The 22,592-nt window shown below is 68.4% G+C and carries 21 protein-coding genes; 14 read left to right on the forward strand and 7 right to left on the reverse strand.

Features of this window, described 5'->3' with window-relative positions; translation table 11 throughout:
* Window positions 1-586 precede the first annotated feature (586 nt).
* From ACTWQO_RS42980 to ACTWQO_RS43005, 6 genes are all read left to right on the forward strand, one after another.
* The gene (locus ACTWQO_RS42980; protein WP_443242821.1) at window positions 587-2,212 is read left to right on the forward strand and encodes a peptide ABC transporter substrate-binding protein; all 1,626 of its coding nucleotides are present in this window, start codon (window positions 587-589) and stop codon (window positions 2,210-2,212) included.
* 140 nt (window positions 2,213-2,352) lie between these two features.
* A complete protein-coding gene (locus tag ACTWQO_RS42985; RefSeq protein ID WP_328438703.1) occupies window positions 2,353-3,285 on the forward strand; it encodes an ABC transporter permease in 933 nt (310 codons plus the stop codon).
* Complete coding sequence (locus ACTWQO_RS42990; RefSeq protein WP_443242822.1) at window positions 3,278-4,228, forward strand: ABC transporter permease; 951 nt, start codon at window positions 3,278-3,280, stop codon at window positions 4,226-4,228. Before ACTWQO_RS42985 ends, ACTWQO_RS42990 begins: the two co-directional genes overlap by 8 nt.
* Window positions 4,229-4,239: 11 nt before the next feature.
* A complete protein-coding gene (locus ACTWQO_RS42995; protein ID WP_443242823.1) occupies window positions 4,240-5,289 on the forward strand; it encodes an ABC transporter ATP-binding protein in 1,050 nt (349 codons plus the stop codon).
* The gene (locus tag ACTWQO_RS43000; protein ID WP_443242824.1) at window positions 5,282-6,430 is read left to right on the forward strand and encodes an ABC transporter ATP-binding protein; all 1,149 of its coding nucleotides are present in this window, start codon (window positions 5,282-5,284) and stop codon (window positions 6,428-6,430) included. The genes ACTWQO_RS42995 and ACTWQO_RS43000 overlap by 8 nt, the downstream gene beginning before the upstream one ends.
* A gap of 70 nt (window positions 6,431-6,500) precedes the next feature.
* Complete coding sequence (locus ACTWQO_RS43005; RefSeq protein WP_443242825.1) at window positions 6,501-6,884, forward strand: VOC family protein; 384 nt, start codon at window positions 6,501-6,503, stop codon at window positions 6,882-6,884.
* Here the strand turns inward: ACTWQO_RS43005 and ACTWQO_RS43010 are convergent.
* The 6 genes from ACTWQO_RS43010 to ACTWQO_RS43035 are packed head-to-tail and all read right to left on the reverse strand — an operon-like array spanning window position 6,877 to window position 12,751.
* A complete protein-coding gene (locus tag ACTWQO_RS43010; protein WP_443242826.1) occupies window positions 6,877-7,866 on the reverse strand; it encodes an oligopeptide/dipeptide ABC transporter ATP-binding protein in 990 nt (329 codons plus the stop codon). The two genes, ACTWQO_RS43005 and ACTWQO_RS43010, sit on opposite strands and share 8 nt — an antisense overlap.
* Window positions 7,863-8,948, reverse strand: a complete 1,086-nt coding sequence (locus ACTWQO_RS43015) for an ABC transporter ATP-binding protein (protein ID WP_443242827.1) — start codon at window positions 8,946-8,948, stop codon at window positions 7,863-7,865. Before ACTWQO_RS43015 ends, ACTWQO_RS43010 begins: the two co-directional genes overlap by 4 nt.
* Window positions 8,945-9,088, reverse strand: a complete 144-nt coding sequence (locus tag ACTWQO_RS43020) for a hypothetical protein (protein ID WP_443242828.1) — start codon at window positions 9,086-9,088, stop codon at window positions 8,945-8,947. Before ACTWQO_RS43020 ends, ACTWQO_RS43015 begins: the two co-directional genes overlap by 4 nt.
* Window positions 9,085-9,978 carry an ABC transporter permease gene (locus tag ACTWQO_RS43025; protein ID WP_443242829.1) on the reverse strand — a complete coding sequence of 298 codons (894 nt, stop codon included), beginning with the start codon at window positions 9,976-9,978 and terminating at the stop codon, window positions 9,085-9,087. The genes ACTWQO_RS43020 and ACTWQO_RS43025 overlap by 4 nt, the downstream gene beginning before the upstream one ends.
* The gene (locus ACTWQO_RS43030) at window positions 9,975-11,003 is read right to left on the reverse strand and encodes an ABC transporter permease (protein ID WP_443242830.1); all 1,029 of its coding nucleotides are present in this window, start codon (window positions 11,001-11,003) and stop codon (window positions 9,975-9,977) included. The genes ACTWQO_RS43025 and ACTWQO_RS43030 overlap by 4 nt, the downstream gene beginning before the upstream one ends.
* Before the next feature lie 5 nt (window positions 11,004-11,008).
* Entirely contained in the window at window positions 11,009-12,751 is a 1,743-nt protein-coding gene (locus tag ACTWQO_RS43035; protein ID WP_443242853.1) for an ABC transporter substrate-binding protein, read from the reverse strand.
* A gap of 363 nt (window positions 12,752-13,114) precedes the next feature.
* On the opposite strand from ACTWQO_RS43035, the gene ACTWQO_RS43040 reads away from it, so the two are divergent.
* The 5 genes from ACTWQO_RS43040 to ACTWQO_RS43060 are packed head-to-tail and all read left to right on the forward strand — an operon-like array spanning window position 13,115 to window position 18,651.
* Window positions 13,115-14,746, forward strand: coding sequence for a peptide ABC transporter substrate-binding protein (locus tag ACTWQO_RS43040; protein WP_443242831.1), 1,632 nt, complete (start codon window positions 13,115-13,117; stop codon window positions 14,744-14,746).
* A 6-nt stretch (window positions 14,747-14,752) separates the two neighbouring features.
* Complete coding sequence (locus ACTWQO_RS43045; RefSeq protein ID WP_443242832.1) at window positions 14,753-15,676, forward strand: ABC transporter permease; 924 nt, start codon at window positions 14,753-14,755, stop codon at window positions 15,674-15,676.
* Window positions 15,669-16,646, forward strand: coding sequence for an ABC transporter permease (locus tag ACTWQO_RS43050; RefSeq protein WP_328438693.1), 978 nt, complete (start codon window positions 15,669-15,671; stop codon window positions 16,644-16,646). The genes ACTWQO_RS43045 and ACTWQO_RS43050 overlap by 8 nt, the downstream gene beginning before the upstream one ends.
* Before the next feature lie 6 nt (window positions 16,647-16,652).
* Complete coding sequence (locus ACTWQO_RS43055; protein WP_443242833.1) at window positions 16,653-17,627, forward strand: ABC transporter ATP-binding protein; 975 nt, start codon at window positions 16,653-16,655, stop codon at window positions 17,625-17,627.
* Window positions 17,620-18,651 carry an ABC transporter ATP-binding protein gene (locus tag ACTWQO_RS43060; RefSeq protein WP_443242834.1) on the forward strand — a complete coding sequence of 344 codons (1,032 nt, stop codon included), beginning with the start codon at window positions 17,620-17,622 and terminating at the stop codon, window positions 18,649-18,651. Before ACTWQO_RS43055 ends, ACTWQO_RS43060 begins: the two co-directional genes overlap by 8 nt.
* A gap of 119 nt (window positions 18,652-18,770) precedes the next feature.
* Here the strand turns inward: ACTWQO_RS43060 and ACTWQO_RS43065 are convergent, their stop codons facing one another.
* Window positions 18,771-20,927 (reverse strand): prolyl oligopeptidase family serine peptidase, encoded by a 2,157-nt coding sequence (locus ACTWQO_RS43065; protein WP_443242835.1) that lies wholly within the window; start codon window positions 20,925-20,927, stop codon window positions 18,771-18,773.
* 156 nt (window positions 20,928-21,083) lie between these two features.
* On the opposite strand from ACTWQO_RS43065, the gene ACTWQO_RS43070 reads away from it, so the two are divergent.
* Genes ACTWQO_RS43070 through ACTWQO_RS43080 form a run of 3 tightly spaced genes read left to right on the forward strand, consistent with a single transcriptional unit; the run spans window position 21,084 to window position 22,563 of the window.
* The gene (locus tag ACTWQO_RS43070; RefSeq protein WP_443242836.1) at window positions 21,084-21,278 is read left to right on the forward strand and encodes a hypothetical protein; all 195 of its coding nucleotides are present in this window, start codon (window positions 21,084-21,086) and stop codon (window positions 21,276-21,278) included.
* Window positions 21,279-21,301: 23 nt separating this feature from the next.
* The gene (mshB, locus tag ACTWQO_RS43075) at window positions 21,302-22,150 is read left to right on the forward strand and encodes an N-acetyl-1-D-myo-inositol-2-amino-2-deoxy-alpha-D-glucopyranoside deacetylase (RefSeq protein WP_443242837.1); all 849 of its coding nucleotides are present in this window, start codon (window positions 21,302-21,304) and stop codon (window positions 22,148-22,150) included.
* The gene (locus ACTWQO_RS43080) at window positions 22,147-22,563 is read left to right on the forward strand and encodes a DUF6113 family protein (RefSeq protein ID WP_443242838.1); all 417 of its coding nucleotides are present in this window, start codon (window positions 22,147-22,149) and stop codon (window positions 22,561-22,563) included. The genes mshB and ACTWQO_RS43080 overlap by 4 nt, the downstream gene beginning before the upstream one ends.
* The last annotated feature ends 29 nt before the right edge of the window (window positions 22,564-22,592 follow it).

Genomic DNA, 22,592 nt, shown 5'->3' on the forward strand with positions numbered 1-22,592 from the left:
ACAACCGCACGGGTCCCCTTCTTTGTGGAGGGGCCCCGTCGCGGCTGCGTAGACACAGAGAGCACAGACATAGAGAGAAGGCGAAGGCATAGGGAAAACCCTCGTCTTCGCTCAGGAAGCTCACAGGCCGCACGAAACGGATTACCCTGCTGCCGACGCGCCCTTCTCTCGTCCTGACGTCTCGTCAAGGACCGCGCGTCCGGGCCTCGCGGGCATGCCGATGGCACCCCGCGCATGGATCACCGTAACCGCAACTGGTTTTCTCCTCCGGATCGTCCGGTATACGGACGCCTGCGACCGATAGATGTGTAACAAGTCCGTTTCGCAGGGATCTTTCGGCAAACCCTTTGTCCGGATTTTGGAAGATGTACGCACGAGGTGTGATCGAACCGAGACCTTGAGGGTGTGGTTCGGCCATCGGCCCATGGCAGATAGTTAGGCGCGTAGAGCTCGGACTAACGGGTCACGCGCTGCAGCGGCGCCGACTCACGAGCGTGGGGGCACCTGACTATTTCCGGCACCGGTGACGGTGGCGTGTCGTGTGCTCCCCCTTGCGGTGAACCAATGGACTCATGAGGAGGAACCCATGCGTGGTGCCAAGAGCGCCAAGTGGGTCGCGATAGCCGCGGTTGTGGCGCTGGCCGCGACCGCCTGTGGTGGCAGTGACGGCGACAGCGGCGACGACAGCAACGCCGCCATCGATCCGAACGGCAAGTTCTCGATCGAGGTCGGCGAGCCGCAGAACCCGCTGCAGCCGGCCAACACCATGGAGTCCAACGGCAGCATCGTCACCAAGGCGCTGTTCACCGGGCTCGTGGACTACGACTCCACCGGCAAGATCGAAATGATGAACGCCCAGTCGGTGGACTCCACCGACAACAAGACGTTCACGGTCAAGCTGAAGCCCGGCTGGAAGTTCCACGACGGCACCCCGGTGACCGCCGAGTCCTACGTCAAGGCGTGGAACTGGGCCGCCGCCCCGGCGAACAAGCAGACCAACAGCTTCTGGTTCTCCGACATCGACGGCTATGCCGACGTCGCGCCCGAGAAGGGCAAGGCGAAGGCCACGGAGATGAAGGGCCTGAAGGTCGTCGACGACAACACCTTCACCATCACGCTCACCTCCCCGCTGCCCTACTTCGTCTACAAGCTGGGCTACGAGGTCTTCTCGCCGCTGCCCGAGTCCTTCTTCAAGGACCCGAAGGCCGCGGGCGAGAAGCCGGTCGGCAACGGCCCCTACAAGTTCGTCAGCTGGGACCACAAGAAGCAGATCGAGGTCGCCCGCAACGACGACTACCAGGGTCCGAACAAGGCCAAGAACGGTGGTGTGATCTTCAAGAACTACACCAACCTGGAAACGGCCTACGAGGACCTGAAGTCCGGCAACGTCGACGTCCTGCGTCAGCTCGCCCCCCGCGACCTGCCCGTGTACAAGCAGGACCTCGGCGACCGCGCCGTCGACCAGGCCTACTCCGCGGTCCAGACGATCGCCCCGGCCTTCTACACCAAGCAGTGGAAGGGCATCGACCCGAAGGTCATCCAGGGCCTGTCGATGGCGATCGACCGCAAGACCATCACCACCACCGTGCTCCAGGGCACCCGCGAGCCCGCCACCGGCTGGGTCGCCAAGGGCGTCCTCGGCTACCAGCCGAGCCTGGGCACCGACATCTTCAACTACGACCCGGCCAAGGCCAAGGCGCTCATCAAGGAGGGCGGCGGCGTTCCGGGCAACAAGATCTCCATCCAGTTCAACGCGGACGGCGGTCACAAGGAGTGGGTGGAGGCCGTCTGCGGCTCCATCACCAAGGCCGTCGGCGTCGCCTGCACCGGCGACTCCAAGGCGGACTTCCAGGCCGACCTCGACGCGCGTGACGCGCAGGAGGTCAAGTCGATGTACCGCTCCGGCTGGGTGCTCGACTACCCGTTCAACGCGAACTTCCTGCGCGACCTGTTCGGCACCAACTCGTCCGGCAACCAGAGCGGCTTCTCCAACCCGGAGATCGACAAGCTGATCAAGGAAGCCGACGCCGCCAAGTCGCAGGACGAGTCGGAGAAGCTGTACCAGGAGCTCGAGAAGAAGCTCCCCGAGTACATGCCGAGCATTCCGCTCTGGTACTACAAGGTCAACGCGGGCTACTCGGAGAAGGTCACCGGCGTCAAGTACGCCCAGGACGGCGACCCGATCCTGACCGGTGTTCAGGTCAAGAAGTAACCGCAACGGACCGTTGTCCCGGGCGTGGCTGATTCCGCCCGGGGAACGGCAGCGGCCGGGGGGCCCTTTCCACCCGCATCTTCAGGTGATGCGCGGGGAAAGGGCCCGTCGGCTGCCGCCGTCACTGACATGGAGGCACGATGGGGCGCTACGTCGCACGACGACTGCTCCAGATGATCCCGGTGTTCATCGGGACAACTCTGCTGATCTTCCTCATGGTCTACGCCCTGCCCGGTGACCCCGTGCGCGGGCTCTTCGGCGACAAGGCCGGCAGCCCGCAGGTCATCGCGGCGCTGAGACATGAGTACGGCCTGGACCAGCCGATCCTGGTGCAGTACTGGAATTACATGAAGGACATGATCCTGCATGGCGACTTCGGCACGCAGATCGCCAGCGGACGGCCCGTCACGGACGTACTGGGCGATGCCTTCCCGGTGACCTTCCGCCTCGCCTCGCTGGCCTTCGCCATCGAGGTCGTCCTGGGTATCGCCCTGGGCGTGGCCGCGGGTCTGCGCGCCGGGCGGTTCACCGACAACGCGGTCCTCGCGGTCGCCCTGCTGTTCATCTCGATCCCGGTCTTCGTGCTCGGTTTCATCTGCAAGCTGGTCTTCGCCGAGCAGCTGGGGTGGCTGGAGCCGAACGTCAACGACTCCTCGGACTACGGTCAGTTGCTGATGCCGGCCATTGTGCTGGCGACCGCGTCACTGGCGTATGTGACGCGGCTGACCCGGACCTCGATCGCCGAGAACCGGCGCGCCGACTACGTCCGCACCGCGATCGCCAAGGGTCTGCCCAAGAGCCGTGTGGTGGGCGTCCACCTCATGCGCAACTCGATGATCCCCGTGATCACCTACCTGGGTACCGACATCGGTGCGCTGATGGGCGGCGCGGTCGTCACCGAGGGCCTGTTCAACATCCAGGGCGTCGGTCTCACGATCTATCAGTCGATCGTGCGCCGCGAGGGAACCACCCTGGTCGGCCTGGTGACAGTCCTGGTGCTCATCTATCTCCTCGCCAACCTGCTCGTCGACCTGCTCTACGCGGTCCTTGACCCGAGGATTCGCTATGCCTGATGTGACCAAGACCGACGTCAAGGCCGGTGCGGTGAATCCAGCGGACTCCGCGTATCCGGATCTGACAGCAGAGTCCAAACCGGAGAAGACCCGCAGCCTGTGGGGCGACGCCTGGGCCGACCTGCGCCGCAGCTGGATCTTCATCATCTCCAGCGTGCTGATCTTCATCCTGCTGCTGATCACCTTCTTCCCGGGATGGTTCACCAGCGCGCAGCCGTACCTCGGTGACCTGTCCAAGCACTACCTGCAAAAGCCCAAGCTGGGTGAGGTCGGTTCGCAGGACTGGCTCGGCTACGACCAGCAGGGCCGCAGCGTGTACGCCCGTGTCATCTACGGCACCCGGGCCTCCATAGCCGTCGGCTTCGGCACCACCCTGGTCGTCACGCTGGTGGGCGGCACGGTCGGCATGATCGCCGGTTACTTCGGCGGCGTCGTCGACTCGATCCTGTCGCGCCTGACGGATGTGTTCTTCGGTATTCCGTTCCTGCTCGGCACCATGGTCTTCCTCAACTCCTTCGCGGAGCGCACGACCTGGATCGTCATCGGCGCACTGGGCTTCTTCGGCTGGACGCAGATCTCCCGGGTGATGCGCGGTGCGGTGATCACCACCAAGCAGTCCGACTACGTGCAGGCGGCCAAGGCCCTCGGCGCGAGCACCCCGCGGATCATGTTCCGGCACATCCTGCCGAACACCCTCGCCCCGGTGATCGTCGTCGCCACCATCTCGCTCGGCGTCTACATCACGGCCGAGGCCACACTGTCGTTCCTGGGCCTCGGTCTCAGCGGCGTCTCGTGGGGCAACGACATCTCCGACGGCGGCAACCAGATCCGCGTGGCCCAGTGGATCATGCTCTACCCGTCGATCATGCTCAGCATCACGGTGCTGGCGTTCATCATGCTCGGTGAGGCCGTACGCAACGCCCTCGACCCGAAGATGCGCTGAGGGAGGCGTACGTGACCGTCATCGAAGAAACAGCCGTGCCCTCGCCCCGCGACGGCGACGGCTCCCCGTTGCTCGAAGTGCGTGACCTGCACGTCGAGTTCCACACCCGCGAGGGCCTGGCCAAGGCCGTCAACGGCGTCAACTACAGCGTCAGCGCGGGCGAGACGCTCGCCGTGCTCGGCGAGTCCGGCTCCGGCAAGTCCGTGACCGCGCAGGCGATCATGGGCATCCTCGACATGCCCCCGGCGCGGATCCCGAAGGGCGAGATCCTCTTCCGCGGCCAGGACATGCTGACCATGTCGGGCGAGGAGCGCCGCAAGATCCGCGGACAGAAGATCGCCATGATCTTCCAGGACGCGCTCAGCTCGCTGAACCCGGTGCTCAGCGTCGGCTACCAGCTCGGCGAGATGTTCCGCGTCCACCAGGGCCTGTCCAAGAAGGCCGCCAAGGCCAAGGCGATCGAGCTGATGGACCGGGTGAAGATCCCGGCCGCCGCGGCGCGAGTGGGCGACTACCCGCACCAGTTCTCCGGCGGTATGCGCCAGCGCATCATGATCGCCATGGCGCTGGCCCTGGAGCCGGACCTGATCATCGCCGACGAGCCGACCACGGCCCTCGACGTGACCGTCCAGGCCCAGGTCATGGATCTGCTCGCGGAGTTGCAGCGCGAGTACAACATGGGTCTGATCCTGATCACCCACGACCTCGGCGTGGTCGCCGACGTCGCGGACAAGATCGCCGTGATGTACGCGGGCCGCATCGTGGAGCGCGCGCCGGTCCACGAGCTGTACAAGCGCCCCGCGCACCCGTACACGCGGGGTCTGCTGGACTCGATTCCGCGCCTGGACCAGAAGGGCCAGGAGCTCTACGCGATCAAGGGTCTGCCGCCCAACCTGCTGCGCATTCCGTCCGGTTGCGCCTTCAACCCGCGCTGCCCCAAGGCGACGGACCTGTGCCGTACGGAGATCCCGGACCTCAAGCCGGTCACCGAGCAGGACGGCACCGAACTGGTGGGCCGCGGTTCGGCCTGCCACTTCTGGAAGGAGACGATCCATGGCTGAGATCGGCAAGAACGACGAGCCGCAGGACGCCACGCCGAACGTCTCCGAGGTGGAGACCGTGGCCGCCGACACCGAGTCGGAGGCCGTCGCGGCCATCGAGGCCCCGGTCGAACGCGGTGAGCCGATCCTCCAGGTGCGCAACCTGGTGAAGCACTTCCCGCTCACCCAGGGCATCCTGTTCAAGCGGCAGATCGGCGCCGTCAAGGCCGTCGACGGCATCTCCTTCGACCTGTACCAGGGCGAGACCCTGGGCATCGTGGGCGAGTCCGGCTGCGGCAAGTCCACCGTCGCCAAGCTCCTGATGAACCTGGAGAAGGCGACCGCCGGCGAGATCTTCTACAAGGGCCAGGACATCACCAAGCTGTCCGGCCGCGCGCTGAAGGCGGTCCGCCGGAACATCCAGATGGTGTTCCAGGACCCGTACACCTCGCTCAACCCGCGGATGACGGTCGGCGACATCATCGGTGAGCCCTTCGACATCCACCCCGAGGTGGCCCCGAAGGGCGACCGGCGCAAGCGGGTCCAGGACCTGCTGGACGTCGTGGGCCTGAACCCGGAATACATCAACCGCTACCCGCACCAGTTCTCGGGCGGCCAGCGCCAGCGCATCGGCATCGCCCGTGGCCTGGCCCTCAACCCCGAGATCATCATCTGCGACGAGCCGGTGTCGGCCCTCGACGTGTCGGTCCAGGCGCAGGTCATCAACCTGATGGAGCGCTTGCAGGACGAGTTCAACCTCTCCTACATCTTCATCGCGCACGACCTGTCGATCGTCCGGCACATCTCGGACCGGGTCGGGGTGATGTACCTCGGGAAGATGGCCGAGATCGGCACGGACGAGCAGATCTACGACCACCCGACGCACCCCTACACCCAGGCGCTGCTCTCCGCGGTCCCCGTCCCGGACCCGGACGCCCGCGACCACCGCGACCGGATCATCCTGACCGGCGACGTCCCGTCCCCGGCCAACCCGCCCTCCGGTTGCCGCTTCCGCACCCGCTGCTGGAAGGCGCAGGACAAGTGCGCCGAGGAGGTCCCCCTCCTCGCCGTCCCCGAGCGGTTCCGCACCGAGGACACCCCGGCCGCCCACGAGTCGGCCTGCCACTTCGCCGAGGAGAAGGACGTCGTCCACGCGGCGTGACCCACCTCCACACCGGTTCCCGGCACCGCATCCAGGGTGCCGGGAACCGGCATTTTCACGGGAGAGGCGGATGCTCCATCACATCGAGCTGTGGGTACCCGACCTGCCGCGCGCGGCACGAGAGTGGGGCTGGCTGCTCGGCGGGCTCGGCTACCACCTGTACCAGGAATGGGAGCACGGTCGCAGCTGGCGGCACGGGGCGACGTATCTCGTCGTCGAGCAGTCGTCGGCCATGACCGATGGTGCACACGACAGGATGCGTCCGGGGCTCAACCACCTCGCGTTCCACTCCGGAAGCCATGAGCAGGTCGACGCGCTCGTGGCCGAAGCCCCCGCCCACGGCTGGGCGCCCCTCTTCGCGGACCGCTACCCGTATGCGGGCGGTCCGGAGCACTACGCGGCCTACCTTGCCAACACGGACGGGTTCGAGGTCGAGTTGGTGGCCGTCAGGTAGCGACCCGCGCCCGTGCCCAATGACACGCCACCTGCGCGCCGCCACTCCCGTCGAGAACCTCCAGATCCCGCGTCCGGCACGCGTCCGCGACGCCCGCCACCTCCGCCTCGCCGCCGGCCAGGATCTGGCAGCGGGCGTGGAAGCGGCAGCCGGAGGGGATGCGGGAGGGGTCGGGGGGCTCGCCGGTCAGGACCACCGGGGTGCCGGGGGACTCGGGGACGACGGACAGCAGGGCCTGGGTGTACGGGTGTCGGGGCGCCGTCAGGACATCCTCGACCGCGCCCGTCTCCACGATCCGGCCCAGGTACATCACCGCGACCCGGTCGGCGATGTTCCACGCCAGGCCGAGGTCGTGGGTCACCACCAGCGCCGCCAGGCCCAGTTCGTCGCGGAGCCGTAGCAGCAGGGCGAGGATCTCGCCGCGGACGGAGGCGTCGAGGGAGGCCACCGGCTCGTCCGCGATGATCAGTTCGGGGTTGAGGACCAGCGCTCCGGCGATCACCACGCGTTGCCGCTGGCCGCCGGACAATTCGTGCGGGTAGCGCAGGAAGAAGCGCTCGGGTGGGCGCAGTCCGGCCCGGGAGAGGGCCTGCGTCACCGCCTCGCGCTCGTCACCGTCGTAGCCATGGATCCGCAGGCCCTCGGCCACCGCGTCGTACACGGTGTGCCGTGGGTTCAGCGAGCCGGACGGGTCCTGGAGCACCAACTGCACGCGCCGGCGGTAGGACTTGAGCGCCCGGGAGGTGTACGACAGCGGCTCACCGGCGAAGCCGACGCGCCCCGCCGTCGGAGTCACCAGCCCGAGCAGCGCCCGCGCCAGCGTCGTCTTGCCGCATCCCGACTCGCCGACCAGCGCCACGATCTCCCCGGCCCGGATGTCGAGGTCGACACCGTCCACGGCCCGGGCGGGAGCGGCGCCGTGGCGGCCGGGGAAGGTGACGTGCAGCCCTTGGGCGGTGAGCAGGGGCGGGGATGTCGTCATGAGGCGCTCCTCTTCGGGTCTCCGGCCGCGGTCGCCGACCCGTTCGTCTCCGCAGCCGACCCGGCGGTCGGGCCACCGGCGTCGCCCTTCGTGGCGGCCCCTCCGCCGACCGTCGCGGGCCCCCCGGAACCCGGTGGCCCCACATGCACACACGCCGCCCTCCGCCCCGGTCCCGCCTCCCGCAGTACCTGGTCCTCCGTCGTGCACTCCGCCAGCGCCACCCCGCACCGGGGATGGAACGCACACCCGGAGGGAAGGTCCGAGGGATCCGGTGGGTCGCCTGCCAGGCCGCGTGGGGCGAACCGCGACGACGGGTCGCCGATGCGTGGGAACGCGGACGACAGGGCCTTGGCGTACGGGTGGCGCGCGTTCTCGTAGACCTCCTGGGCCGGTCCTTCCTCGACCACGCGGCCCGCGTACATCACCGCGAGCCGGTCGCAGGTGTCGGCGAGCACCGCCAGGTCGTGGCTGATCATGATGAGGCCGAGGTCCTGCTCGGCGACGAGGCCCTCGATGAGCCGCAGGATCTGCGCCTGGATCATCACGTCGAGGGCGGTGGTCGGCTCGTCGGCGACGACCAGCAGGGGGTCGCAGGCCAGTGCCATGGCGATCATCACCCGTTGCCGTTGGCCACCCGAGAGTTCGTGCGGGTACGCGCTCGCCCTGGCCGCCGGAAGGCCAACGTGCTCCAGCAGCTCACCCGTCCTCTTCCGCGCCGCCGCCGCGGTCCCCCCGCCGTGCAGCAGGATCGGCTCGGCGATCTGGTCGCCGATGCGGTGGACGGCGTTGAGGGAGTGCATCGCCCCCTGGAAGACGATCGAGGCGCCCGCCCAGCGCACCGCCCGCACCCGGCCCCACTTCATGGTGAGCACGTCCTCACCGTCCAGCAGCACCGATCCGCCGATCCCGGTCCCGGCCGGCAGCAGCCTCAGCAGCGCAAGCGCCAGCGTCGACTTCCCGCACCCGGACTCCCCGGCGAGACCGAGCTTCTGCCCGGCAGCCAGCGTCAGGTCGACACCCCGCACGGCGGCTGCCCCGCCGGGGTAGGTGACTTCCAGGTTCCGGACTTCGAGCAGTGTCACTGGGCCGCCTCCTTGCCGCACCTGGAATCCTCCGCGATGCCGTGCCTCGGCCGCGCCGCCGGCGTCAGGTCGACACCCCGCACCGCGGCTGCCCCGCCCGGGTAGGTCACCTCCACGTTCCGGACCCCCAGCAGCGTCAACGGGACACCCCCAGCCTCGGGTTGAGCACGGTCTCCACGGCACGCCCGCACAGTGTGAACGCCAGCGCGACCACGGCGATCGCGATGCCCGGCGGTACCAGGTACCACCAGTCGCCGGAGCTGACCGCGCCCGCCTCGCGTGCCTCCTGGAGCATGCCGCCCCAGGACACGACCGTCGGATCGCCCAGGCCCAGGAAGGCGAGCGTGGCCTCGGCGAGGATGGAAGTGGAGATCATCAAGGTCGTCTGCGCCAGGATCAGCGGCATGACGTTCGGCAGGACGTGCCGGGACATGATGTGCCAGTGCCCGCCGCCGAGCGCCTTCGCGCGTTCGATGTACGGCCGTGATTCGACGGCCAGTGTCTGCGCCCGCACCAGCCTCGCCGTCGTCGGCCAGATGGTCACACCGATCGCCAGCACGACCGTACCGAGCGACCGGGACATCACCGTGGCCAGCGCGATCGCCAGCACCAGTGTCGGCATCACGAGGAACCAGTCCGTGATCCGCATGACCACGGTGGCGTACGGTCCGCGGAAGTGTCCGGCCGTGATGCCGACCAGCCCGCCGATCAGCACCGACAGCACCGCCGCCAGCAGCCCCACCAGCAGTGAGACACGCGAGCCCCACACCAGCAGGCCCAGCAGATCGCGCCCGAACCGGTCGGTGCCCAGCGGGAATTCGGCGCTCGGGCTCTCCATCGGGTTGCCCGGCGCGTCGGTCACGCTCGCGACGTCGGAGCCGACCGTCAGCGGCGCGGTCAGCGCGACCAGCACGAAGAGGGCGAGGGCCGCCAGGCCCAGCAGGCTCGCGCGGTGCGTCCGGTACTGCTTCCAGAAGCGGGCGGCGGAGTCCCGGCGCCGCTGCCAGGTAAGCGTCGCAGCCGTCGTCATCGGCCCACCCTCGGGTCGAGCAGCGGATAGACCAGATCCGCCACCGTGTTCATCACGATCACCGCCGCCGCGAAGACGAAGAACAGGCCCTGGACCAGGGGCAGATCGGGGACACTCAGCGCCTGGTAGAAGAGCCCGCCCAGGCCCGGCCACGAGAACACGGTCTCCACCAGGATCACGCCCGCGACCGTCCGGCCCAGGTTCACGAAGATCAGCGTCACCGTCGGCAGCATCGCGTTGGGCACGGCGTGCCGCCGCCGGACCAGGTCGTCCCGGAGGCCCTTGGCCCGCGCGGTCGTCAGATAGTCGCTGCCCATCTCGTCCAGCAGCGCCGAGCGGGTGACGAGGAGCGTCTGGCCGTACTCGACCGCGACCAGGGTGATCACGGGCAGTACGAGATGGTGGGCGACGTCGATGACGTACGCGAAGCCCTCCTCGCTCCCCGACTCCATGCCTCCGGTCGGGAACAGGCCCGGGATCGGGCCGATGCCCACCGCGAACACGATGATGAGCAGCAGGCCGAGCCAGAAGGAGGGGATGGAGTAAAGGGTCAGCGCCAGGCCCGTGTTCAGGCGGTCGCCGAGCCCGCCGCGCCGCCAGGCCGAGCGCGTACCCAGGAAGATGCCCAGCGCCGTGTACAGGACGAAGGCCGTCCCCGTGAGGATCAGCGTGTTCGGCAGCGCCTCGGTGATCTTGTCGATCACAGGGGCCCGGAACTGGTACGACGTGCCCAGGTCGCCGGTGAGTGCCTTGCCGCAGTAGTCCGCGAACTGCTCCCACATCGGGAGGTCGAGGCCGAACTCGCGACGGTACGCGGCCAGTTGCTCGTTCGACACCTGACGGCCGCCGGTCATGTACTTCACCGGGTCGCCGGGGATCAGCCGGAACAGGAAGAAGCTGGTGACCAGGACGGCGAAGAGCGAGACCACGGCGCCGCCGACCTTGCCCGCCCCGTAGCGGAGATACCCCGTGCCCGGGCGTTCGGCCTTCTTCGGCGCCGCCGCGGCTGCCGTGTCAGTGGCCATGGACGCTACTCACGGTCGTCGGCGGTCGCCCGCCGCCGCAGCCCGAAGAACACGCCCGCCCCCACGAGGACCACGGCTCCGGCCACGATGCCCACGACCACGCCCGTCGAGCTCGACGAGTCGTCGGAACCGGACGCGGCCGGCACCGCCGACCACCAGCTCCAGTAGCCGTCCTGGCCGAAGATGTTGCCCGCCTTCGCCGGCATGGTGGTGATCGACTCGATCTGGTCCGTGCGGTACGCCTCGACCGCGTTCGGGTACGCCATGACGTTCATGTACCCGAGGTCGTACAGCCGCGACTCCATCTGCTTGACGAGATCGGCCCGTTTGGCGGGGTCGTACTCGGCGAGCTGCTGGGCGTAGAGCTTGTCGTAGGTCTTGTCGCAGATGAAGTTGTCGGTCGCGCCCACGTCGTCCGGGGTCGCGGGCAGGGCGCCGCAGGTGTGGATCGACAGCACGAAGTCCGGGTCGGGGTTGACGGACCAGCCGTCGAAGGCGAGGTCGTACTCGCCGGCGAGCCAGGGGTCGCTCACGTTGTCCAGGCAGTCGAGCGTGATGCCGATGCCGAGGTCGGCCCACCACTCCTTGAGGTACTGGCCGACGGCCTTGTCCTCCGGGTCGGTGGCGTGGCACAGGACGCGGTAGTTGATCGGCTTGCCGTCCTTGCCGACCCGCTTGCCGTCGCCGTTCTTCTTGTAGCCCGCCTGGTCGAGGAGCTGGGCCGCCTTCGCGGGGTCGTAGCCGATCTCCTGGTCGGCCGACGGTTTCCAGTAGTACGTCGAGAAGCGCGGCGGGATGTAGCCCTCGCCCTGCACGGCGTGGCCCTGGAAGACCTTGTCGATGATGGTCGTGCGGTCGACCGCCATGAACAGCGCCTGCCGTACCCGCTGGTCCAGCAGGGAGGCGTCGCCGTTGCCGAACTTCTCGCCGTTCGCGGCGCGGGCGCCCGGGTTGGTGGCGAGGGCGTAGAAGCGGCGGCCGGGCGCGTCGTTGACCTTGATGTTCTGCTGGCCCTTGAGCGCGGACGCCTGAGCGGGCGTCAGGTCGCCGACGAAGGACACCTCGCCCTTCTGCAGGGCCGCCACGGCCGCGTCACCGTCCTTGTAGTACTTGAACAGCAGCTCGTCGAACTTCGGGGCGCCGCGCCAGAAGCTCTTGTTGGGCTCCAGGCGTACATAGCTGTCGGCCTTGTAGCCGGTGAGGACGTACGGGCCGTTGCCGACGACGGGGAAGTCCTTGTCGTTGTTGAACTTGGAGAAGTCCTTGACCTTCTCCCAGATGTGCTTGGGCACGATCGGCACGTCGAGGGCGGCCATCGTGGCCTGCGGCTTGTTCAGCTCTATGACGAGCTGGGTGGGGCTGGTGGCCGTCACCTTCTTGAAGTTGGAGACGAAGCTGCCGTTGGCGGTCGCGGCGTTCTCGTCGGTCATCATCTTGTTGAACGTCCAGGCCGCGTCCTCGGCGGTGACCGGCTTGCCGTCCGACCACTTGGTGCCGGAGCGGATCGTGTACGTCCAGGTGAGCTTGTCCGCGGACGGGGTCCACTTGGTGGCGAGACCCGGGATCGCGTGGGCGTCCTTGGGGTCGTAGTTGGTGAGGTACTCGTACATCAGCCGGTGGACGCTGGTGCTGAGCAGACGGCTCGCCAGGAAGGGGCTCAGCGAGTCCACGCTCTGCGAGACGGCGACGGTGAGGACCTTTTTGTCGTCCGCGGCGGTGGCGGGCTGGGGTACCAGGACCGCCGACATCGTGAGGAGTGCGGCGACCATCAGGGGAATGCGGGTCCGGAGTCTGACATTTCTCTTCAGCTGCATGAAACCTGACCTCGCGTCATCGCTCGCACCGGCGGACAGTTTTCCGGTGTCTATCAGCGCCGCTCCGGGGCCGTCAATGGCGCCTGCACCCCTGGTGGCCTGCGGAAATAACAAGTTGATACGACCGACACCCTCAGAGGTCCAGACCGGTGAAGCCTCCCTGGTGAGGGGCTGACGGCCTGTTTGGGCCGGGTCCGCACCCGGACGGGTGGCGCCGACGTGCGAGTGATCCATTCCGGGCCGATATTGGCCGATAACGAACGGATCTTCACTCGGACCCGCACCGGGAGGCACTCCATGCGCAGAGCCACGCACGCCAAGTGGGCCGCATGCGCGGCGGCGGCAGCGCTCGCGGCGACGGCCTGCGGAGGTGAGGACAGCGGCGGCGGCAGTGACAGCGGCGCGGTGCTCTCCTCCTCCTGGGGCGACCCGCAGAACCCGCTGGAGCCCGCCAACACCAACGAGGTGCAGGGCGGCAAGGTCCTCGACATGATCTTCCGGGGACTGAAGCGCTACGACCCCGAGACCGGCGAGGCGAACGACATGCTCGCCGAGAAGATCGAGACGTCCGACTCGCAGAACTTCACCATCACCATCAAGGACGGCTGGACCTTCAGCAACGGCGAGAAGGTCACCGCGAAGTCCTTCGTCGATGCCTGGAACTACGGCGCCAGCCTGAAGAACAACCAGAAGAACGCGTACTTCTTCGGCTATATCGAGGGCTACGACAAGACGCACCCGGAGGACGGCAGCAAGCAGTCCGCGGACACCCTCTCCGGCCTGAAGGTCGTCGACGACAAGACCTTCACCGTCAAGCTCAGCCAGAAGTTCTCGACCTTCCCCGACACCCTCGGCTACCCCGCCTACGCCCCGCTCCCGCAGGCCTTCTTCGACGATCACGCGGCCTGGCTGAGCAAGCCCGTCGGCAACGGCCCGTACACCATCGACTCGTACACCAAGGGCTCGCAGATGTCGCTGCGCGCCTGGGACGCCTACCCCGGTACGGACAAGGCGCAGAACGGCGGCGTCGACCTCAAGGTCTACACCGACAACAACACCGCCTACACCGACCTGATGGCCGGCAACCTCGACCTCGTCGACGACGTCCCCGCCTCCCAGCTGAAGAACGTCAAGGCCGACCTCGGCGACCGCTACCTCAACACGCCCGCCGGCATCATCCAGACCCTCGCCTTCCCGTTCTACGACAAGAACTGGAACAAGGCCGGGATGGAGAAGGTCCGTACGGGCCTGTCCCGGGCCATCGACCGCGACCAGATCACCGACACCATCTTCCAGAAGACCCGCACCCCGGCCACCGACTGGACCTCCCCGGTCCTCGGTGAGGACGGCGGCTTCAAGGAAGGCCTGTGCGGTGACGCCTGCGAGTACGACGCCGCCGAGGCGAAGAAGCTCATCGAGGAGGGCGGCGGGCTTCCGGGCGGGCAGGTCAAGATCACGTACAACGCGGACACCGGCTCGCACAAGCAGTGGGTCGACGCGGTCTGCAACTCCATCAACAACGCGCTCGGCAACGACCGGGCCTGCGTCGGCAACCCGGTCGGCACCTTCGCCGACTTCCGCAGCCAGATCACCGACCTGAAAATGAGCGGTCCGTTCCGGGCGGGCTGGCAGATGGACTACCCGCTCATCCAGAACTTCCTCCAGCCGCTCTACTACACCAACGCCTCCTCCAACGACGGCAAGTGGTCCAACAAGGACTTCGACAAGCTCGTCGACCAGGCCAACGCCGAGACCGACACCGCCAAGGCCGTCGGACTCTTCCAGGACGCCGAGGAAGTCGTCCGGGACAACATGGCCGCCATTCCGCTCTGGTACCAGAACGGCAGCGCCGGCTTCTCCGAGCGGCTGTCGGACGTGAAACTCAATCCGTTCAGCGTCCCCGTCTACAACGAGATCAAGGTCAGCTGACCCGCCGTGGGACGGTACGTCGCCCGGCGGCTGCTCCAGATGATCCCGGTCTTCATCGGAGCGACGCTGCTGATCTTCCTGATGGTGAACGTGATGGGCGACCCCATCGCGGGCCTGTGCGGCGACCGGCAGTGCGACCCGGCGACAGCAGCCCAGCTGCGCAAGGAGTTCGGCCTCGATAAGCCGGTCGTGCAGCAGTACCTGACCTACATGGGCAACGTCTTCACCGGCGACTTCGGCACCGCCTTCAACGGCCAGCCCGTCACCGAGCTGATGGCGTCCGCGTTCCCTGTGACCATCCGACTGACGATCGTCGCCATCCTCTTCGAGATCGTCATCGGCATCACCCTGGGCGTGGTGACGGGCCTGCGCCGCGGCCGTCCGATCGACACGTCGGTCCTCCTGATCACCCTCGTCGTCATCTCCGTCCCCACCTTCGTCACCGGTCTGCTGCTCCAGCTGCTCCTCGGCGTCGAGTGGGGCTGGATCAAACCGTCGGTCTCCACGGACGCGACCTTCGGCGAGCTGATCGTGCCCGGCCTGGTCCTCGCCTCGGTCTCCCTCGCCTATGTCACCCGCCTGACCCGCACGTCGATCGCGGAGAACAAGCGGTCCGACTACGTTCGTACGGCGATCGCCAAGGGCCTGCCCCGGCGCCGGGTCGTCACGAAACACCTGCTGCGCAACTCGCTCATCCCCGTCGTCACCTTCATCGGCACCGACATCGGCGCGCTGATGGGCGGCGCGATCGTCACCGAGCGGATCTTCAACATCCATGGCGTCGGCTACCAGCTCTACCAGGGCATCCTCCGCCAGAACACCCAGACCGTCGTCGGCTTCGTGACCGTCCTCGTCCTGGTCTTCCTGGTGGCCAACCTGCTCGTGGACCTCCTGTACGCCGTACTCGACCCGAGGATCCGCTATGCCTGAGCCGAAGGAGCCCGAGGGCGTCATCGCAGGCACCGGCGCGGGAGGCGCGATGGACCTGGCGGCAAGCGAGGCGGAGACGCTGGAGAAGACGCCGGGCGGCCCGGAAGGCACCGGCCCTCAGGGCAAACCCCGCTCCCTCTGGTCCGACGCCTGGCGCGACCTGCGCGGCAACCCCGTCTTCATCATCTCCGGTCTGGTGATCCTCTTCCTGGTCGTCATCTCGATCTGGCCGTCCCTGATCGCCTCCGGCAGTCCGCTCAAGTGCGACCTCGCCAAGGCCCAGGAGGGCTCCCAGCCCGGTGCGCCCTTCGGCTACGACGGCCAGGGCTGCAACGTCTACACACGCGTCGTCTACGGCGCCCGTACGTCCGTCTCGGTCGGCGTGTGCGCCACGCTCGGGGTCGCGCTCCTCGGCTCGGTCCTGGGCGGGCTCGCCGGGTTCTTCGGCGGGCTCTCGGACTCGTTCCTGTCCCGGATCACCGACATCTTCTTCGCGATCCCGGTGGTGCTGGGCGGCCTGGTCCTCCTGTCGGTGGTCACCAGCAGCACCATCTGGCCGGTCATCGGGTTCATGGTGCTGCTCGGCTGGCCGCAGATCTCCCGCATCGCCCGGGGCTCCGTCATCACCGCCAAGCAGAACGACTACGTCCAGGCGGCCCGCGCCCTGGGCGCCTCCAACTCCCGCCTCCTCCTACGCCACATCACACCCAACGCCGTAGCACCGGTCATCGTCGTCGCGACCATCGCGCTCGGCACGTACATCGCGCTGGAGGCGACCCTGTCGTACCTGGGCGTAGGCCTCAAACCTCCGACGGTCAGCTGGGGCATCGACATCTCCGCCGCGTCCCCGTACATCCGCAACGCCCCCCACGCCCTCCTCTGGCCCTCCGGCGCCCTCGCCCTCACCGTCCTCGCGTTCATCATGCTCGGCGACGCGGTACGCGACGCCCTCGACCCGAAGCTGAGGTGACGCCGGATGCTGCTCGAAGTGCGGGATCTGCACGTGGAGTTCAGGACTCGAGACGGGATCGCCAAGGCGGTCAACGGGGTCAGCTACGAGGTCGATGCCGGCGAGACGCTCGCCGTGCTCGGGGAGTCCGGGTCCGGGAAGTCCGTGACCGCGCAGACGATCATGGGGATCCTCGACATGCCGCCGGGGCGGATCACCGGCGGTGAGGTTCTTTTCCAGGGCAGGGACCTGCTCACGCTGAAGGAGGAGGAGCGGCGGAAGGTCCGCGGTGCCGAGATGGCGATGATCTTCCAGGACGCGCTGTCGTCGCTGAACCCCGTGCTCTCCGTGGGCGACCAGCTCGGCGAGATGTTCGTGGTCCACCGGGGCATGTCGCGCAAGGACGCGCGGGCCAAGGCGATCGAGCTGATGGACCGCGTCCGTATCCCCGGCGCCGGCCAGCGCGTACGCGACTATCCCCACCAGTTCTCCGGCGGTATGCGCCAGCGCATCATGATCGCGATGGCGCTGGCCCTGGAGCCCGCGCTGATCATCGCCGACGAGCCGACCACCGCTCTCGACGTCACCGTCCAGGCCCAGGTCATGGATCTGCTCGCCGAGTTGCAGCGCGAGTACAACATGGGGCTCATTCTGATCACGCATGATCTCGGCGTCGTCGCCGATGTCGCCGACCGCATCGCGGTGATGTACGCGGGCCGGATCGTCGAGTCGGCGCCGGTCCACGACATCTACAAGGCGCCCGCCCACCCGTACACCCGCGGTCTGCTCGACTCCATCCCGCGCCTGGACCAGAAGGGCCAGGAGCTCTACGCCATCAAGGGCCTGCCGCCGAACCTCATGAACATCCCGCCGGGCTGCGCCTTCCACCCCCGCTGCCCGCTGGCCCAGGACGTGTGCCGCACCGACGAGCCCCCGCTGTACGAGGTCTCCGAAGACCGGGGCAGCGCCTGCCACTTCTGGAGGGAGTGCCTGCATGGCTGAGCAGATCCTGGAAGTGCGCGGGCTCGTCAAGCACTACCCGCTCACCCAGGGCATTCTCTTCAAGAAGCAGGTCGGCGCCGTCAAAGCCGTGGACGGCGTGGACTTCGAACTCGCCCGCGGCGAAACCCTCGGCATCGTGGGCGAGTCCGGCTGCGGCAAGTCGACGGTCGCCAAGATGCTGGTCAACCTGGAGAGACCGACGTCCGGGTCGATCAAGTACAAGGGCGAGGACATCACCAAGCTGTCCGGCAAGGCCCTCAAGACCGTCCGCCGCAACATCCAGATGGTGTTCCAGGACCCGTACACCTCGCTCAACCCGCGGATGACGGTCGGCGACATCATCGGAGAGCCGTACGACATCCACCCCGAGGTGGCCCCGAAGGGCGACCGGCGGGGGCGCGTCCAGGATCTGCTGGACGTCGTCGGCCTCAACCCCGAGTACATCAACCGCTATCCGCACCAGTTCTCCGGAGGCCAGCGCCAACGCATCGGCATCGCAAGGGGGTTGGCGCTGCGCCCCGAGGTGATCGTCGCCGACGAGCCGGTGTCCGCCCTGGATGTCTCGGTCCAGGCGCAGGTGATCAACCTGATGGAGCGGCTGCAGGACGAGTTCGAGCTGTCGTACATCTTCATCGCGCACGACCTGTCGATCGTCCGGCACATCTCGGACCGGGTCGGGGTGATGTACCTCGGGCGGATCGTGGAGACCGGACGGGACGCCGAGATCTACGACCATCCGACGCACCCCTACACCCAGGCGCTGCTCTCCGCGGTGCCCGTCCCGGACCCCGACGCGCGCGAGCACCGGGAGCGGATCATCCTCGCCGGCGATGTCCCGTCCCCGACGAACATCCCCTCCGGCTGCCGCTTCCGCACCCGCTGCTGGAAGGCACAGGAGCGCTGCGAACTGGAGGTACCGCCGCTCGCGGTGCCCCCGGAGTTCACGGCAGGCCCGGCGGCGCACGACTCCGCATGCCACTTCGCGGAGGAGAAGCAGGTCGTACCGGCCGAGAACACGGAGTAACACAGAGGCAACTCGGCCGACCCGTTTCCGATATACGGACGCGTCAATCTCTACAACGTACGGCCGTGCGGGTGCCGTAAACGGGCCGGGGCGCGCCATGTCGCCCCGGCCCGTTGCCGTCAGCGCAGGCCCAGCGAGCGCTTCAGGAAGTCCACTTGGAGCAGCAGCAGGTTCTCGGCGACCTGCTCCTGCGGCGTCATGTGCGTGACCCCTGACAGTGGCAGCACCTCGTGCGGGCGGCCGGCGGCCAGCAGGGCCGAGGAGAGGCGGAGGGCGTGGGCGACGACCACGTTGTCGTCGGCCAGGCCGTGCACGATCATCAGCGGGCGGTGCGGCTCGGCGGGGGAGGACAGACCGTCGTCCGTCACCAGGGAACTCTTCGCGTACGACTCCGGGTGCGCGGCCGGGTCGCCCAGGTACCGCTCCGTGTAGTGCGTGTCGTACAGCCGCCAGTCGGTGACCGGGGCGCCCGCGATGCCCGCGTGGAAGACGTCCGGGCGGCGCAGCACCGCGAGCGCGGCGAGCCAGCCGCCGTAGGACCAGCCGCGGATCGCCACCCGGGAGAGGTCCAGGGGATGGCTCTTCGCGAGGTCCTGCAACGCCTCGATCTGGTCGTCGAGGGAGACGGTGAGGTCGTGGTGGACCGCCTTCTCCCAGGCGGGGGAGCGGCCGGGGGTGCCGCGGCCGTCGGCGACGACCACCGCGAAACCCTGGTCGGCGAACCACTGCGAGGTGAGGTGCGCGTTGTGCGCGGCGACCACGCGGGGCCCGTGCGGACCCCCGTACGGATCCAGCAAAACCGGAAGAGGGGCATCCCCTTGGTGGTCCTGAGGCAACAGCACGGCGCACGGGATGCGCCGTGCGCCCCCCTCGGTGAGGATCATGCGCGGCGACATTCCGGGATCTTCGGCGTACGAGGGGATGATCGCCGCCCTCCCCCAGCCTCCGGCCGGGGGGACCCCCATCTCCCTTCGGTCGCCGTCCCGCAGCACCTGTGCCTGCGCCCCCGGCTTGTCCGGCACCGCCGACACCAGGACCGTCACGCCCCCGGAGCGCACGGCCGAGTGCACGCCGGGCTCCTGGGAGACGCGCTCCATGCCGAGCTCGTTCACCCGGTAGACGTGCACTTCACCGGTCTCCGGGGCGGCCGCGTCCTCGCCCGCCGACGCCGAGACCAGCACGTCGTCGTCGGAGACGTCGAGTACGGCTCGCAGGTGCAACTGCGGCCCCGTCAGCGGCCGTTCACCGACCGCGAGGACCCGGGCGCCGCCCTCGTCGGCGATCCGCACGAGCTGTCCGGAGGGGCTCCAGCAGGGCACCCCGGGGAAAAGTTCAAGCCATGTTGGATCTTCGTCCGCGTGCACCATACGGGTGGCCCCGGTGTCCGGGTCCACGGCCAGGAAGAGCTGGCTGCGCTGGTCCCGGGCCTGGACGAGCAACAGCGGTGCACCCGCCGCTGACCAGTGCACATGCGCCAGATACGGGTAGCGCGCCCGGTCCCAGACGACCTCCGTGCGGGTCCCGTCGAGGCCGATCACGAACAGCCGGACCTCCGCGTTGGAGCTGCCCGCCACCGGATACGCGACGTGGTTCGGATCACGTTCCGGATGGGCCGGGTCCGAGATCCACCAGCGCTGCACCGGCGTGTCGTCCGCGCGAGCGACCAGCAGCCGGTCCGCGTCCGGCGCCCACCAGAAACCCCGTGACCGGCCCATCTCCTCGGCCGCGATGAACTCGGCGAGTCCGTACGTCACTTGCTCCGACTCCGGCTGCGCGAGCGCCCGGTCACCCTCGCCCTCGGCCCCCACGATCCGCAGGGCGCCCCGGACGACGTAGGCGATATGCCGTCCGTCGGGGGCGGGGCGCGGGTCGATCACCGGGCCGGGGACGGGGAGTTCGCGTGCCGTGCCGGCCCGTAGCTCGGCCGTGAAAAGCCGCCCTGACAACGCGAAAGAGGCCAACTCGACGGCCGTGTCGGTGGCGTAGCCGACGATGCCGGCGCCGGACTCGCGGCTGCGCTCACGGCGCGCGCGTTCCTCGGGCGACAGGTTCTCCGACGTACCGCCGAGCAGGGCGCGCGGGTCGGCCGCCACGCGCTCCCCGCCGTCCGGAAGGTCCAGCACCCAGAGCGAATTCGCCCGGTCTGTACCGGAACCCGAGCGCAGGAACACGACACGGGAACCGTCGGGTGCCACGGTGAACGAACGCGGCGCGCCGAGCGTGAACCGCTGGGTGCGCGCGTGCCGTCGGGGGAAGGAGTCGGGCTCTGTCGTCATGCCCCGACCATATTGGCCATGCGCCCCCTTGTGCGGCCGTGCGCCGACGGATGCGCACGCACCGATAGTTATGATCACTAGCGCTGCGTGGGTATGAACCTGCTGGCTGTCGTATGGATTTACAAGGTGCCCTGCTCTGACTGGAGGTGAGCCGCCGTGGCACTCTCGATCTCGGCGGTGGTGCTGCTGGCGATCATCGTCTTCCTGCTGATCAAGAAGTCTGGCCTGAAGGGAGGACACGCGATCGTCTGCGTGTTGCTGGGCTTCTACCTCGCTTCCTCGACTGTCGCCCCCACCATCAGCGATCTGACGACGAACATCGCCGGGATGATCAGCAGCATCAAGTTCTGATCCACACCTTTAGGGTGGGTGCCATGACGGACCTGCCCGCTCGGCGTCTGCTGCTGGTGCACGCGCACCCGGACGACGAGTCGATCAATAACGGCGCCACCATGGCCAAGTACGCCGCCGAGGGCGCCCGGGTGACCCTGGTCACCTGCACCCTCGGTGAACTCGGCGAGGTCATCCCGCCCGCACTGCACCACCTGACCGGCACCGCCCTCGGCGAGTACCGGCAGCGTGAGCTCGCCGCCGCCATGGCCGAGCTCGGCGTCGAGGACTTCCGTCTCCTCGGCGGCCCCGGCCGCTACCGCGACTCCGGGATGATGGGCCTGCCCGACAACGACGACCCCGCCTGCTTCTGGCAGGCCGACGTCGACGAGGCCGCCGCCCATCTCGTCGAGGTGATCCGCGAGGTACGGCCCCAGGTCCTCGTCACCTACGACTCGGGCGGCGGCTACGGGCACCCCGATCACATCCAGGCCCACCGGGTGGCCATGCGCGCCGCCGAGCAGACCGGCCTGGGAATCCGGAAGGTCTACTGGAACCGCGTGCCGCGCCCCGTCGCCGAGGCCGCCTTCGCCCGGCTCCAGGACGACCTGCCCGGCCTGCCCTTCGACAAGTCGGCCGCCGTCGACGACGTACCGGGTGTGGTGGACGAGACAGAGGTCACCACCGCGATCGACGGCACACCGTACGCCGCCGCGAAGGCCGCCGCGATGCGCGCGCACGCCACGCAGATCGACGTGGCCGAGCCCTACTTCGCGCTCTCCAACGAACTCGCGCAGCCCATCTTCACCACGGAGTACTACCAACTCGTCCAGGGGGAACCCGCCCTTCCGGGAGAGACCGACCTGTTCGCCGGAATCGAGGAGGCGTCATGAGTTCGGCCGACCGGACCTCGATGCTCGCCCAGCCCCTGCACCGCCCGTCCGCCGTGCGGGCCGCCGCCTATCTGGGCCTCTTCGTGCTCGGCGCGGTCGTCGGCGTGGCCGGGGCGCTGGTGCAGTCAGCGTGGATGCCGGGCGGGCTGCTGCTCGCCCTCGCCGGTGAGGCCGGGGCCTGTCTCGGCGGGGCGCTCGCCGCGCGCAGCAGAGGCGGGGCCGTCGCGCCGGCCGGCGGCTGGATGCTCGCCGTCATCCTGCTCACCGCCAGCCGCCCCGAGGGCGACTTCGTGTTCGCCGCAGAAGGCGGCTCCTATCTATTCCTGCTCGGCGGTATGGCTGTAGCTGTGATCTGCGCCACCCTTGGCCCGGGGCGGCAACCGGGCGGCGACCCCGTCCGACTTGGGAAATGACGTAACACTTCGCCGTTTCGTGCTCGTGT

Origin of the sequence: Streptomyces sp. 4N124 (genome assembly GCF_052245395.1) — a bacterium.
Lineage (GTDB): Bacteria > Actinomycetota > Actinomycetes > Streptomycetales > Streptomycetaceae > Streptomyces.

What these genes read in the sequence shown, in the direction of transcription:
- mshB (WP_443242837.1), top strand. Translation starts at nt 21,302, where the DNA reads ATGACGGACCTGCCCGCTCGGCGTCTGCTGCTGGTGCACGCGCACCCG.
- ACTWQO_RS43060 (WP_443242834.1), top strand. Translation starts at nt 17,620, where the DNA reads ATGGCTGAGCAGATCCTGGAAGTGCGCGGGCTCGTCAAGCACTACCCG.
- ACTWQO_RS42985 (WP_328438703.1), top strand. Translation starts at nt 2,353, where the DNA reads ATGGGGCGCTACGTCGCACGACGACTGCTCCAGATGATCCCGGTGTTC.
- ACTWQO_RS43040 (WP_443242831.1), top strand. Translation starts at nt 13,115, where the DNA reads ATGCGCAGAGCCACGCACGCCAAGTGGGCCGCATGCGCGGCGGCGGCA.
- ACTWQO_RS43065 (WP_443242835.1), bottom strand. Translation starts at nt 20,927, where the DNA reads ATGACGACAGAGCCCGACTCCTTCCCCCGACGGCACGCGCGCACCCAG.
- ACTWQO_RS43010 (WP_443242826.1), bottom strand. Translation starts at nt 7,866, where the DNA reads ATGACGACATCCCCGCCCCTGCTCACCGCCCAAGGGCTGCACGTCACC.
- ACTWQO_RS43080 (WP_443242838.1), top strand. Translation starts at nt 22,147, where the DNA reads ATGAGTTCGGCCGACCGGACCTCGATGCTCGCCCAGCCCCTGCACCGC.
- ACTWQO_RS43005 (WP_443242825.1), top strand. Translation starts at nt 6,501, where the DNA reads ATGCTCCATCACATCGAGCTGTGGGTACCCGACCTGCCGCGCGCGGCA.
- ACTWQO_RS42990 (WP_443242822.1), top strand. Translation starts at nt 3,278, where the DNA reads ATGCCTGATGTGACCAAGACCGACGTCAAGGCCGGTGCGGTGAATCCA.
- ACTWQO_RS43025 (WP_443242829.1), bottom strand. Translation starts at nt 9,978, where the DNA reads ATGACGACGGCTGCGACGCTTACCTGGCAGCGGCGCCGGGACTCCGCC.
- ACTWQO_RS43055 (WP_443242833.1), top strand. Translation starts at nt 16,653, where the DNA reads ATGCTGCTCGAAGTGCGGGATCTGCACGTGGAGTTCAGGACTCGAGAC.
- ACTWQO_RS43035 (WP_443242853.1), bottom strand. Translation starts at nt 12,751, where the DNA reads ATGTCGGCGGTCCTGGTACCCCAGCCCGCCACCGCCGCGGACGACAAA.
- ACTWQO_RS43050 (WP_328438693.1), top strand. Translation starts at nt 15,669, where the DNA reads ATGCCTGAGCCGAAGGAGCCCGAGGGCGTCATCGCAGGCACCGGCGCG.
- ACTWQO_RS42980 (WP_443242821.1), top strand. Translation starts at nt 587, where the DNA reads ATGCGTGGTGCCAAGAGCGCCAAGTGGGTCGCGATAGCCGCGGTTGTG.
- ACTWQO_RS43000 (WP_443242824.1), top strand. Translation starts at nt 5,282, where the DNA reads ATGGCTGAGATCGGCAAGAACGACGAGCCGCAGGACGCCACGCCGAAC.
- ACTWQO_RS43030 (WP_443242830.1), bottom strand. Translation starts at nt 11,003, where the DNA reads ATGGCCACTGACACGGCAGCCGCGGCGGCGCCGAAGAAGGCCGAACGC.